13 protein-coding genes, 1 tRNA gene and 2 pseudogenes are annotated in these 12,522 nt (G+C 58.2%); 10 read left to right on the forward strand and 6 right to left on the reverse strand.

The genetic code is table 11. The features are described 5' to 3' along the window. Window positions 1–46 precede the first annotated feature (46 nt). From QM780_RS18085 to QM780_RS18095, 3 genes are all read left to right on the forward strand, one after another. Window positions 47–1,006, forward strand: a complete 960-nt coding sequence (locus QM780_RS18085; RefSeq protein ID WP_415071819.1) for a hypothetical protein — start codon at window positions 47–49, stop codon at window positions 1,004–1,006. A 231-nt stretch (window positions 1,007–1,237) separates the two neighbouring features. Continuing rightward, a complete protein-coding gene (locus tag QM780_RS18090) occupies window positions 1,238–2,590 on the forward strand; it encodes a DUF4403 family protein (RefSeq protein WP_415071820.1) in 1,353 nt (450 codons plus the stop codon). Beyond that, window positions 2,580–3,764: an alpha/beta fold hydrolase gene (locus tag QM780_RS18095; protein ID WP_415071821.1), complete on the forward strand. Its 1,185-nt coding sequence runs from the start codon at window positions 2,580–2,582 to the stop codon at window positions 3,762–3,764. The genes QM780_RS18090 and QM780_RS18095 overlap by 11 nt, the downstream gene beginning before the upstream one ends. 39 nt (window positions 3,765–3,803) lie before the next feature. Here QM780_RS18095 and QM780_RS18100 read toward each other — a convergent pair whose 3' ends face one another. Further along, window positions 3,804–5,009, reverse strand: coding sequence for a succinylglutamate desuccinylase/aspartoacylase family protein (locus QM780_RS18100; RefSeq protein ID WP_415071822.1), 1,206 nt, complete (start codon window positions 5,007–5,009; stop codon window positions 3,804–3,806). Window positions 5,010–5,342: 333 nt separating this feature from the next. Here QM780_RS18100 and QM780_RS18105 point away from each other — a divergent pair, with 333 nt between their 5' ends. From QM780_RS18105 to QM780_RS18120, 4 genes and pseudogenes are all read left to right on the forward strand, one after another. Continuing rightward, complete coding sequence (locus tag QM780_RS18105) at window positions 5,343–5,642, forward strand: hypothetical protein (protein WP_415071823.1); 300 nt, start codon at window positions 5,343–5,345, stop codon at window positions 5,640–5,642. 101 nt (window positions 5,643–5,743) lie between these two features. Further along, window positions 5,744–6,313: an HdeD family acid-resistance protein gene (locus QM780_RS18110; protein WP_415071824.1), complete on the forward strand. Its 570-nt coding sequence runs from the start codon at window positions 5,744–5,746 to the stop codon at window positions 6,311–6,313. Between the two features lie 33 nt (window positions 6,314–6,346). Then, window positions 6,347–6,619 (forward strand): annotated as a pseudogene (locus tag QM780_RS18115) (GntP family permease); the annotation flags it as partial. A gap of 39 nt (window positions 6,620–6,658) precedes the next feature. After that, entirely contained in the window at window positions 6,659–8,464 is a 1,806-nt protein-coding gene (locus QM780_RS18120; RefSeq protein WP_415071825.1) for a metallophosphoesterase family protein, read from the forward strand. Window positions 8,465–8,471: 7 nt separating this feature from the next. Here the strand turns inward: QM780_RS18120 and QM780_RS18125 are convergent. From QM780_RS18125 to QM780_RS18135, 3 genes and pseudogenes are all read right to left on the reverse strand, one after another. Continuing rightward, window positions 8,472–8,678 (reverse strand): annotated as a pseudogene (locus tag QM780_RS18125) (short-chain dehydrogenase); the annotation flags it as partial. A 74-nt stretch (window positions 8,679–8,752) separates the two neighbouring features. Beyond that, window positions 8,753–8,920: a DUF3309 family protein gene (locus QM780_RS18130; protein WP_415072078.1), complete on the reverse strand. Its 168-nt coding sequence runs from the start codon at window positions 8,918–8,920 to the stop codon at window positions 8,753–8,755. A 126-nt stretch (window positions 8,921–9,046) separates the two neighbouring features. Further along, window positions 9,047–9,133: transfer RNA gene (locus QM780_RS18135), tRNA-Leu, on the reverse strand. A gap of 206 nt (window positions 9,134–9,339) precedes the next feature. Between QM780_RS18135 and QM780_RS18140 the strand changes: the two genes are divergently transcribed. Beyond that, window positions 9,340–10,317 (forward strand): complex I NDUFA9 subunit family protein, encoded by a 978-nt coding sequence (locus tag QM780_RS18140; RefSeq protein WP_415071826.1) that lies wholly within the window; start codon window positions 9,340–9,342, stop codon window positions 10,315–10,317. Between the two features lie 101 nt (window positions 10,318–10,418). On the opposite strand, the gene QM780_RS18145 is transcribed toward QM780_RS18140, so the two are convergent. After that, a complete protein-coding gene (locus tag QM780_RS18145) occupies window positions 10,419–10,706 on the reverse strand; it encodes a DUF1150 domain-containing protein (RefSeq protein ID WP_415071827.1) in 288 nt (95 codons plus the stop codon). A gap of 140 nt (window positions 10,707–10,846) precedes the next feature. Then, a complete protein-coding gene (locus QM780_RS18150; RefSeq protein ID WP_415071828.1) occupies window positions 10,847–11,290 on the reverse strand; it encodes an Hsp20 family protein in 444 nt (147 codons plus the stop codon). A gap of 264 nt (window positions 11,291–11,554) precedes the next feature. On the opposite strand from QM780_RS18150, the gene QM780_RS18155 reads away from it, so the two are divergent. Together QM780_RS18155 and pqqA are read left to right on the forward strand one after the other, a co-directional pair. After that, window positions 11,555–12,238, forward strand: coding sequence for a hypothetical protein (locus QM780_RS18155; protein WP_415071829.1), 684 nt, complete (start codon window positions 11,555–11,557; stop codon window positions 12,236–12,238). Window positions 12,239–12,390: 152 nt separating this feature from the next. Beyond that, window positions 12,391–12,480: a pyrroloquinoline quinone precursor peptide PqqA gene (gene pqqA / locus QM780_RS18160; RefSeq protein ID WP_045838205.1), complete on the forward strand. Its 90-nt coding sequence runs from the start codon at window positions 12,391–12,393 to the stop codon at window positions 12,478–12,480. The last annotated feature ends 42 nt before the right edge of the window (window positions 12,481–12,522 follow it).

Genomic DNA, 12,522 nt, shown 5'->3' on the forward strand with positions numbered 1-12,522 from the left:
GGAATGATGTCAATTGCATTCCGAGTATCGGCGGGGAGTGGGCGAAATGCCACGAATACTGTTGGGCAATCGAGGGGATTGGCGAGAGGTGCTGGGAAGGCCCCCGCCTCCGCCATGCGCGGAAGAGCCGCCGCCCCAAAAGCCGAAGCATTTCTGGAAACGGCGCCGTCCCCCGCCACCTGTTGCGATGGCCCCTCGCCAAACAGCTGCTGTGCAGGAGTTCGAATATTCCGAGTTTCCGTTGTGCCCGGATTCGATCAAGCACCCGGATATCGATTTCATTCTTCCGTTTCTAGTTTGCGAATATGACTTGTTAAGTCAGTGTCCCGAAGCGCGCCGCAAATGCATTTATCCGGACTCGAAAACCGCGAATAATCTCGATGACAAAGGACGTTTCAATGCCCTGATGATCGAGCTTGGATATGAGGATTGCATTCCACGTGTCGGCGCCCCGCGCGATTTGGAATTTCCGATCGTCTGTAAAAAGCGAATCGACGAATGCGGCTTGCACACGAGAGTCATTAGCCATCCGTCGGAGCTGGATCATCTGGACGATCCAGATTTCTATTTCCAGGAATACGTCCCGGGGGTGGAGGAATACGTGACGCACGTCATCTGTCTCCACGGTGTCATCACGTATCTGGTTTCATATAAATATTATTTCGGAATGGACGTTTACAGCAAGTCGCCGGAGTTAAATCCGCGTTCCGTCGAAGATCTGGGCGGCTTCATTCCATCTGAACTCACAAAGATTATTTTGGATTTATCTTACACCGGGTGTGCATGCTTCAATTACAAGCTCCGGGATGGCAGGCCGGCGATCTTCGAATTAAATCCTAGGGTCGGTGCATCGTTTATGAGAGAGAGTGCCAAATATCTTGGCGCCTACATGAAAGCTGTCGAGGACCACAACGGAAGAAAGTCGATGTCGAGCAGCGCGAAGAACGCTTTCGCGCCGCGCGTCGCAAACGAAATGTCGGTCCGTGCGGGTGTGCGTGGACGATAAAACGACGAGCCGGATTACGCCTTTATCGAATTTGCTAGAGAAAAATTAGGCGATTGACGCGAGGCATCCTCGCAGGATAGCGCCCACTCCTTTCACGCGCGCCAGCCGAGTTCCTTCCCCCAACTTAAAAGGAGCGTGGCCCTTTTGATTTAGCGCTATTCCATCCTGGCGTTCTTGTGCGAACAATCCGCCTGCGGATTTCCGTGGCCATTCGCCCTTGGGAGATGTTAGGTGCGTTGCAAAGGAATTGTTCACGTCGCTGCGGCTTCGATTATGTGGGCGGCATTTGCGGGCGGGGCTTCGGCTGACGCCGGCGCAGACACTGGGCAACCATCTTCCGTCTCAGCGGTGATCGAATTTCCGTTGCCCGCTCTTGAATCTCAACTCGACGATTTTATTCCGCGCCGCCTTGCGAACTTCGAGGATCGCGGCTCCGAATGCTGGCATCGGTTTATCTTCGGGCGGGAGTTTCGCGTCGATTGCGCTTACGAAGGCTATATCGAGCGCACCGGAGGGATTGAACTCGGCGCCGAGAATGGTCGTCTCACAGCGGACATGCCGGTTTACGGAACGGTCAGCGCCCGCGGAATTGGCCGCTTCGTCCGGCGGCTTCGTGGCGCAACGGAAGCGAGGCTGATGGTCTATGCCGGTGCGCGTCCGCGCCTTCTTTCGGATTGGACTGTCGCGTTCGATATACACGAGGGCTTCCGCTGGCGCGAGCCGCCGGTGGTTCGCGTGCTTGGATTCCCGATCGATCTCGCTCGCTATGCGGAACCCGCCATCAATCGCGAACTCGGCCGCGTCAAGGAACGCGTCGAAGCAAATGTCCGTTCGCTGGACGTGCGCGAGAAGGCCGAAGGCGTCTGGCAACGGATGTTCACACCGGTTCAACTCTCGGAAAGCCCCCGTCTCTGGTTACAGATAACGCCGCAAAGCGTCGCCTTCTCCGGGCTTCGCGCGACGGGACGTGTCCTTGAAGGTTCACTGGCAATTTCCGGCCAGGCTGTTGCCTCGATCGGACAGGCCCCGCCCGCAGTTCAGCCAACGCCGCTTCCCGCGCTCAGCGGCGATGTTTCAGCGCCGGGCGAATTCGATGTCGCGGTTCCGATCGATTTGACTTTCGCGACAATCGAAACGGCTTGGCGAGACGCTTTGGCTTCCGATACGCAATTGAGCGGCGCGGGGCTCAAAGGCCTCAATGTATCGTCAGCCGACGGTAAGCTCGTCATCAGATTGCAGCTTCCCGACGCGAACACTCCGGTTACGCTTTCGGCGGAACCGAAGGCCGGCGAGGAGGGCCAAACGATCGAACTCGAAGGTGTTACGCCGGCGGCAAATCTTGGAGTGCCGCTCAACGTCGATGCGCTGCAAGCGCTTCACGACAGTTTGAGCGTTTCCTTCAAGGACCGCATTGACGCGGTCTTGGCTTCTGCAAACCAACGCCTCAATCAGCAGCTTTCGGATGGTTTCCACCGCGAAGGAAAGCTTGAGCTTGGCGGGCCTGTCAGTATTGCCGTTCTGCCCGATCGAATTCGCATCACGGCTAACGCCCGGGGTCATCTGAGGTTCGTTTATGATCGATAAGTTTCTGTCTGCGATCATCGCCGCGCTCGCTTCGTTAGCGATCGTGGTCAGTGCATCGCCTGTCGAAGCTCAGTCTGCATTCTATCGGGCCGCGCCAGACGAACTCGCCGGTCCTCCGGGATCGATCATTCGGACCGAGCCGATGAGCGATAGCTGGTTTGGCGCAAAAACGGTGCGGGTTCTCTATCGTTCCACCGGTCTCAAAGGTGAGTCGATTGCAGTGTCTGGCGCCGTGATCGTGCCTGGAGGCACACCGCCGCCCGGAGGTTGGCCGATCGTTGCCTGGGCCCACCCGACGACAGGCATCGTTCCGCATTGCGCGCCGACGCTCGCAATCTTTTTCCATCAGCAGATTCCGGGACTTCGGATGATGCTCGAGCATGGTTTTGCAATCGCGGCGACAGACTATCCTGGACTGGGAACGCCGGGGCCGCATCCCTATCTCGTTGGCGAGAGCGAGGGGCGAGCGGTTCTCGATTCAGTCAGAGCAGCGCATGCGCTTCCGGGCGCCGGGATCGGGATGCGTACGGTTCTTTGGGGGCATTCGCAGGGCGGCCAGGCGGTTCTTTATGCGGCGAAGCTCGCCAAATCATATGCGCCTGACGTCAGTGTGCTCGGGCTCGTTGCGGCGGCGCCTGCGACCGATCTTGGTGCATTGATGCGAGCTGATATCGCAACTGCCGGCGGAAAAAATCTGCTGGCGATGACGCTGTGGTCCTGGGACAGAGTGTTCAGCGCGCCGATGCGGGAAATCGTCGTGCCGAAAGCGATTCCCGACGTCGACAGGCTCGCGGATATCTGTATCGAATCCATCATTGACATCCGCCCGCGTCAATTGATTGGCAAATATCTTTCGCAGGAATTTCTCAAAGTTCCTGATCCGACAGCCAAGGAACCTTGGAAGGACTTGCTTGCCCAAAACACAATTGGGACGCTGCCGCGTGAGATTCCCGTTTTGATGGCACAAGGCACCGCCGACAATGTCGTCGATCCGCCTGTTACCGCCTCGTATGTTAAAAGACTTTGCGCTGCCGGAAGCACGGTCGAAACCCTGCTGTTTGATGGCGTCGGTCATGGCATGATCAGCCGCGATGCCGCTAAGCCTTCCGTCGACTGGATCTCTCATCGCTTCGCTGGAAATCCGGCGCCCACAAATTGCCCAGGCCCGAACTGAACGCGGCTTTGGTGGGGTTACTGCGGTCCAAGTACAAGCTCACTCCGGGTAAGACTTCTCGGTGTAGGTCTCCGTGCCGCGTTGGGGTGTTACCTCCGGTCGTTTGAATAGGATGAATGCCAGCACGTTGCCGGGATCGGACGAAGCGTCGGTGCGGCAGGCCGCCAATCTGCCATCGGCCGCGGTGGCGTATTCCGCGACGACTTCACCAAACATATTCCTCTGCACAGCAATTTTCTGACCAGCTTTGACGTCGTCGTTGAGCTTGGCAAGAAACTCAACCAGTCCGCCGTGCGTCGCGATGATTGGAAACGCGGCGTCTCCGATCATCATGTTTGCGTCCGTCGCCGTCCGGCCGGGCGATCCGGCGACAACGCCATAGTGTTTGAGGACATTCAACGTTCCCTCTACGAACGACGCGATCACGTCCTGGTCGAGGATCCGCGCGGCGCCGACTTCGGGCGTGAAGCACGGGATGCCGACATCGACAAAGGCATTGTGCAAAACGCCTGGATAAGCCGGGTCGTCCCACATCAATCCGACGGGATAGAGTTCGGCCATCGTCTTGACGTCCGGCAGAGTGCGATCGCCGATAAGGAATGGGGCGATTTCCAGGCCGGTTGTCCCAGTGTGAAAGTCAATCGCGAGATCGGAATTGGGCTTCAACAGACGATTGAACAGAAGGCCGGCGTGACGGCTCGTGGCGCTCGCGCCATTCTCGTCTCCCGGCCACTCCCGATTCATGTCGATCAGATCAGCGCCTCGTCCGGAATTCGGCCACCGACGCTGCATGCTTTCGACCGCCGGGCGCGCGATGTCGAGAACTGCCATCACAGTCCCGGACATCTCTGTCGGTTCGAGCCGGTCGATTACGGTCTGGACAGTCCGTATCGAACTCATCTCGTCGCCGTGCACGCCGCTGGTCAGGGTCACTCGCTTGCCGGGTCGGACGCCCTTGATAACGACGACCGAAACATACCAGTTCTGACCGGCCGGCGATTGCACGCCCTGAAAATAAAGAAAATGCTTTTGCCCTGGTTCAAGATCGGAAACGTCCAGCCGACTGACGACTTTCTTTCCTTGGATAGTCTCGCCAGTGAAAATTGTTCCTGATTGGGCCGCGGGTTTGCTCGCATCCTCTTGTGCCGCCGCCGCCGGGGATTGGGCGGCAAGCGTTGTCGCGGTGCCGACGGCGGCAATTGAATTGGCCATGAAGTCTCGACGATCGATCTTGTCAGGCGACATCAGAGAAGCCTTTCGTTAGGTGGATCCCGACCCGAACCCAAGATCTGCGCGCAGCATTATTATTGGTTTTTAAGCTTTGCACACTAGCGCAACGGCCATTCAAGTGAATTCTCCGGGCCGGAGAAAAATGGGTATTTTGAGCGTATTTTCGCAAAAGCTTTGGTAGCGACCGCCCGTTTCGACCCGTCGCGGGGGGCGTTAAGCGGCACAATATTCCTCAAGGCAATCAATTATAAAATAAAAGGCAAGACAGTTGCGAACAGCGAACTCTATAATGCCCGGACGGGGGACACTTGGCTGCGCTAAAGCAAAAAGAACCAAGGAGTCCTGATCATGAAATATATTATTGCAACTGCTTCGACAGCGATTTTTCTGTCATTCGTAGCGACACCATCAATCGCAGACGATCAGACGTCGACGGATCCCACACGCCATACGATGGGCGATGAAGGGAAGCTGCCTGCGAGCAGCGCCGTCAGCGGACGTGTGCCAGATATGGGCGCGGGAACTGGGACCAGCACCGGCACCGAGGGCACGTCGCATCGGATGGGCGATGAAGGCAAGTTGCCGGCAACGAACTCGATGAGCAACCAGACACCGAAAATGAGTAAGCCTGCGGGAGATGGCAACTAAACCGCGCGGGGTGCTGCCGGCAATCCGGCGTTTCCGGTGCGCCGGCGGCACTTGCAGACCGGCTTTCCTCATCCTTTGTTCGATAGATTGAGAGGTTCGTCATGACATCGAGTCCAATTTCGGAAAGATCAACCGAAGCATCGGATCCCAGCTGGTGGGGCGCAATTCTGGTCGGAATGATCTTCGTCTTCGCCGGTATCTTCGTGCTCGGTGATGTCGCGGCGGCGACCGTCATCAGTGCGATGCTCATCGGCGTATTGCTGCTGGTCGCCGGGGCGTCGGAGGTGTTTCAAGCTTTTTCGACGCAGCATTGGCGAGGCTTCGTGCTGCGAATGCTGATCGGCGTTCTCTATGCCATTTGCGGGATTATGCTGATTACGGACCCGGCCAGAGGCTCCGTGATTCTGACCTTGATATTCGCACTCTCTCTTATCGCTTCGGGATGCGTTCGCGTGGTTCAGGCGTTTCAGTATTGGGCGGCATTCGGACCATTGCTGCTCGCGTCCGGACTCATCGGAATCGTGGCGGGTCTCGTCATTCTTGCAAAGTGGCCGATCAGCGGCTTGTGGGTCTTGGGCCTTCTGGTCGGGATCGATCTGATATCTCATGGCATTTGGTGGCTCTTCTTCGGAAGCCGGTTGCGGCATGAGCGAAGCACTGCGCTTGGCTGACAAGGCAGCGTGATTGGCGATGGTTTGCCGAGCGGAACCTCGATCGCGCTCGATGCCCTTGGTCCGACCTACTTGGATCTTGCCGCCCAGCACGGCATCGATCCCGCGCTTTTGCATCGCGTTGCGGTCAAGGGTTCCGGTACGCCCGACAGCTTGCCTCCCAACGGTGCAGTTGTTTCGCTTTTCGCCGTCTGCGGATCAACTTACGGAGAAAGCTATTTCGACATCGTCATGGTCGCCATTGTCGGCGCCTTCGTGGCCTTGGCCGTCGTGATCCTGCTAGGATCGACATTGGGTTCATTCTAGAATGGTTTGCTGATCTGATCCTGTCGAGGGGAAGCAACCATGAAGCCGATCGTCGATCCGCGTGACGGCGACGCCGAGGACGATGCATCGAGCACGAAGCGGCGGACACTCATGTCGCTCGCCGGGACACTTCTCTCGGAAATCAGTTTGCCGAAGTTGCTGGCGGCATGGATCGTGCTGATCGTCATACCGGCGATCATGCTCGGCGCAGGTCCACTGCTGACGTCAATCTGGATCGGAACTGTTTCGTCCAAGGCGGCGGCGATCTTTTCCGAGCTTTTTGCGCCGGTTGTGTTGCTTTTGCTGCTTTTGATCGGATGGTTCGGCGGCAGGTCGCTGTGGCGATTTGTGGAGACGAATTTCTGGTCGCTGAACGCGCTCGCCGTCCAGCCGGGTTATGCGCTCATTCGCGAAGCTGTTCGTCAGGTCGCCGAAGGATTTTTGACCGAGGGCGGTGATCAGCATGCGCGGGGTCTCGTGCGTGCCGGGAGTGCCGCGGTCGCCGGTCTTCTAATTTTCACATTTTCGGCTTGGATCTTTGCGCTTGTCTGGCCTCATACGAGGTGGACTGGGACGGTAGGGGATCTTTCTACTCCCATGAGGCTGGTGGGCGTCGCGCTTTGGAACAGCGTCGCCATCGTCACTGCGTATCTTGCAGCGGCCGGTCTTTCTTGGGGAGTGGCCGATACTATCATGGCCCAGCCGGAGGATTTTACGCCGCTGCCGGACTCGTCTTCGGCGCAGAGGTTATGGCGCGTCGCGCACCTTTCCGACATTCACACGGTCGGTGAGAAATACGGATTTCGCATCGAGGGCGGTCGCTCAGGCCCGCGGGGCAATGATCGCCTGAGGCAGGTCTTCGAAAAACTCGATGCCGCTCATGCGCAGCATCCGCTCGATTTGATCGTTATCTCCGGCGACGTGACCGATGCAGGGCGCGCGACGGAATGGGCGGAATTTCTCGACCTCATGAAGCAATACCCGCGCCTTGCCGAGCTGACGGTGATACTTCCGGGAAATCACGACCTCAATGTCGTCGACAGAGCAAATCCGGCCCGGCTCGATTTGCCTTTCAGCCCGAACAAGCGGCTGCGGGAGGTTCGGGCTCTCTCTTCAACGGTTGCCGTGCAGGGTCGGCGAGTCCGTGTTTTTGACGACGGTGCAAATCGGTTAGGGACGACCCTACAAGAATGGCTTGCGCCATTTGCGGAGCGAATTGTCAGCTTTGCGGATACCGGCGCCTTGAGGCAATCATGGAATCTCGCGGATGTCTGGCCACAGAGCTTTCCGATGGTTCTGCCGCCGCCGACGCCGGAGGGGTTGGGCGTCATTCTGTTAGATTCGAATGCCGAAACGCATTTTTCGTTTACAAATGCGCTTGGACTTGTGACGACGGAGCAAATGCGCGCGACAGAGAAAATCTTCGCGGATTTTCCCAAAGCATCATGGATCGTCGCGCTTCATCATCACGTCGTTGAATACCCCAAAGCGTCAAAGGCGCTGTCGGAGCGGATCGGTACGGCGCTGATCAATGGCAGTTGGTTCGTGCGTCGAATGCAGAGGTACGGAACCAAGATTGTTGTCATGCATGGACACCGTCACATCGACTGGATCGGGCGCTGCGGTGAACTGACGATCGTGTCCGCTCCGTCTCCGGTGATGGACGTGACCGACGACAAGGATACGTATTTTTATATCCATAATCTCGGTATAGGTCCGGACGAACGGCTTATGCTTTTTGCTCCGGAACGTGTCGTTCTTTCTGGTGTACCCAAGGGTCGATCCGCAATCGCCGCGCACAAGGCGCACATACCGGGGGCGGCGGCAGGCGTTTTGCATCCCTAATTCAACTCTAAGAGCCATAACCTCCAGATCACCGGCAGGATTTCGCCGGTGATATAGCTGGAGCAGCCTGGCGCCGCCATGAAGACGAAGCGGACGCAATCTCCTCCCGCTGGGCTGCGCGTCCCATGGCAGCGGAATTGCCGAATTTTGCGACATCCGCCGCTTGCTAGTCCCCGGGGTTGAGCGTCAACCAGACGGATCCCGGTGCGATGGACCCGCAAACTTTGCTAGGCGGAATGCAAGAAGTGGCGCATCACCTGTGGCACGCCGCCTCGATTGCTCTGCAGATCAAACCGGCGCAACCGCAGGCGTGTGATTGAGCAATGCAAAGACGATCAGCAGCAACACGGCCAGGCCGAGGAGGCCGGAAGGCCCGTAGCTCCAGTCGGCTCTATAAGGCCAACGCGGCAACGCTCCGAGAACAGCAAGGAATCTGGTGGGCGTGAGGGACCGCAGCTAAGCAGGCGCGACGCCACAGGTCAGCAGTCGGGCGAAAATGACGAGTGCGTTTTGCGAATTCCGAGCCCTAAGTTTAAGCTAGTCTGCCGGAGGCACAACGGGCTGAGAGTTCGCGGTAAAATATGGTGCCCAGAAGAGGACTTCGAACCTCCACGCCTTGTGAGCGCTAGTACCTGAAACTAGTGCGTCTACCAATTCCGCCATCTGGGCTTGCGGGTGTCAGGTAAATTGTACCGCTGCGGAAGTCAATTGCGTGACATTTGGCGCTGGCGAACTTTTGACCCTTCTTTCCCCTGATAGATGGCAGATCGAGGCACGGCCCATGTTTCCAAATGCTTCACAGCGTCGCCTTGGCCCGCTAGAGGTGGTCAGCGGCGGGACAGCGTTCCCTGCAGGCGGCGGCAACGAGGTTTCGGATGGCGGATAAAGGTAAGCTGGCTACGGTGTTCGGAGGCTCCGGGTTTGTGGGGCGGCATATCGTCTGGTCGCTGGCGCGCCGAGGATACCGGGTTCGCGCTGCGGTCCGGCGTCCGGATCTTGCAGGCTATCTGCAACCCATGGGCGTTGTGGGACAGATCTTTCCGGTCCAGGCGAACCTGAGGTTCGCGGATTCTATCGATCGCGCCGTGGACGGAGCCGATATCGTCATCAACGCCGTCGGCATCCTGGCGCCGACAGGCGCGCAGACTTTTGCTGCTATTCATACGGAAGGTGCCGAGCGGGTCGCCAAGGCTGCAAAGGCGGCGGGTGCCAAACGCCTCGTCCATATTTCTGCAATTGGCGCCGACAAGTCGTCGCCCGCCCTCTACGCACGGACGAAGGCACTCGGCGAGGAGGCGACGCTGGCAGAGTTCCCCTCGGCGGTCATCCTACGACCTTCGATCGTATTCGGTCCGGAGGACGATTTCTTCAACCGGTTTGCTGCCATGGCGCGGATCAGCCCGTTTTTGCCGCTCATTGGCGGTGGCCGGACGAAATTTCAGCCGGTATTTGTCGGCGACGTCGGACATGCAGCGGCCGCGGCCGGTGTCGGTGACGCCGGTGCGCCGGGGACGATTTATGAACTTGGCGGTCCTGAGGTTCTGAGCTTCCGCGATCTTCTCAAGGCGACGCTTGAATATTCAGACCGAAAGCGGCTTCTGCTGCCGGTGCCGTTCTGGGCTGCGAAGCTGCTGGCGGCGCTGACTTGGCCGCTGCCTAACGGCATTCGGCCGATGACGGTCGATCAGGTGCGCTTGCTCCAGAAGGACAACGTGGTGTCGGAGGCGGCAAAGTCATCGGGCCGGACGATCAGTGCGCTCGATGTGGCGCGGCCGGCTGCGGTCGATGCCATCGTTCCCGGCTATCTGGAGCGCTTCAAGCCGAGGGGGCAATACGCCCACTATCATCCCTAGATTTGAACGGTTTAGTCGTTGCAAGGCACAGTTGGGAACATTTGGAGCCGCCCATGCGAATAGGCGGCTCTTTTCATGCAAGCGCAACGAGCGTCCGCCCCTCAGTGCAGGGGTGCGATCGACAACTCGTCTTCCTGAGCATGTCCGATCGCGGCCTGCAGCGTGTCGGTGAGGGCGATGGGAGTGCCATCGGCGGCATGCAGCGAGAACAAGGGAATGCCCTTTGGCAGGCCTTCGATCTGTGGAAACATCTCGAGGGCCTCATCGGAGGTCAGTGTTTTGATGTAAGCGACCTCGCCGCCGCCGAGCCGCGCGAGTTCCAGCTCGCTCATGACGGGCGCAACGACATCGTGGGCTTCAGTGGCTTTTACGGTGGTCTTGGTATTCATGACGCTCTTCCTCCTGGTGTCGAGGTCGGGCTCTGATCGCTACCCGGAACCCGTCGCCTTCACAGGCGGTTCCCGGTCTGCTCGTCTGCTCCGATCCTCCGACGATTCGGTCGCCGGCGCTGTGACGCGAAAGACTCAGCTCAGGGGCGGCTTTTGACAGGTTTGGCCGCTCCGATCTCAATTCGGCGCACGAGGCGCTGGGGTTCTAGTCGCTGCAAGTCGACAGCCAGCAGGCCGTTTGCGAGTTCAGCGCTCTTGACCTCGATTCCATCGGCGAGGACGAACGTGCGCGAGAATTGCCGGGATGCGATGCCCCGGTAGAGATAATCACGGGCCTTATCGTCCTGTTGTTTGCCCCGAACCGTCAATTGCTTGTCTTCGAGCGTTATCTCAAGATCGTCACGCGTGAACCCTGCTACTGCCAGTGTGATCCGCAATAGCTCGCCGGACTCGTCGTCCTTGACGATCCTCTCGATGTTGTAGGGTGGATAGCCGTCCCCGCCTTTTGTCGCGCGATCTACCAACCGCTCGATTTCCTCAAATCCGAGGAGCAGGGGGTTCGAAAGTGCCGTCACGCGCGTCATCTCCAGGGCCCTTTAAAAAGCGACCGACCGTTCTTAGTTCCGGACGCCTTGGGGCCGCCCGCCTCGCCGTCACACAACTGACCGACGATTTGAACAAGATATGGGAGGCGGCAACAGCTCTTCAAGCGGCTTCCGGAGGCGGAGCGTGTCGCGGGCGCCTCAGGGTCAACATTTAAGGGGTTATCCTGAATTCCGCCTTAGTGCTGCCCGGCTGGACCGCGAAATGGCTCGGCCTTTTCAATGTTGTTTTTGCGTGGGGATATCATGAAGCCGGTCGCCGTCATCGTCGCCTCGACGTTTGCAATGCTTTCTGTCTTTGCCGCCCATACAGCCGTTGCCGAAGAGCCTGCCAAACCGGCGGCGGATTCCGGCACCGTGCTGGGAGACCCCGACGGCCCGATGACGCCTGAAGAGAAAGCGGAGAAAGAGGCGAGGCAAGCCTGCAAGGTCGATATCTGCCGAGCCTTTCATTCGAAGGATGCTACCGGCAGCGACATCGCCTGCCATGTCATCAAGAGCTGGCGCAAGGAGCAACTCGTAAAGCTTGTCGCGAAGCTGAAGGTAAGCTGGCCTTATGACGGTGCGCATTGCTCGATCGATCTGAACATCAAGCGTGCAGATCTCGCCAAGGCGATCAGCCAGCCCAAGGCGGAGCTTCAGCTCGCCAAGCACACGGTCACCTGCAGCATCGCGAGCGATAAGAGCGGCGCCACCAATTTCTCGTTCGAACTTGCTCCGAAGATCATTTTCGAGAACGGCAAGGCGGTCAAAGGCGAGGCGGACTGGGGCAAAATTGAAGCGCCAACTCTGATCAAGAGCGCGCTTTGGACGGCAACCGCGGCTGACAATACCGTGAACATTTTGTCAGGTACGATCGCGGATGAAGTGAATACCTTCATCACAAAGAGGTGTGATGAAGTGAAAGATCAATGGGCGGCTAAGCAATAAGGGCGCGAAATAGCTATTCGCAAGCGCGAAGTGTTATATTGTTATTAGGCCCGCTTATGAATGGCCATTGGAAATCCGATTAGCGCCTATTGGTTCGTTGCGATAACTAGGGCGCCGTTGTGAAGCGTGGACAACCACTCTTGGAGGAAGCCATGAAGACGTGGTCGAAGCCCGAAGTTCGCGAGCAGGAAGTTGGTCTTGAAGTGACCAGCTACCTCCCGGCTGAGATCGACCTCATCTAACTTAGATGATGTCGACTTAGTGTCGAACTTTAAGCGGCGGTC

Source organism: Hyphomicrobium sp. (assembly GCF_047600905.1).
In the GTDB taxonomy this organism is placed as follows: Bacteria; Pseudomonadota; Alphaproteobacteria; order Rhizobiales; family Hyphomicrobiaceae; genus Hyphomicrobium_B.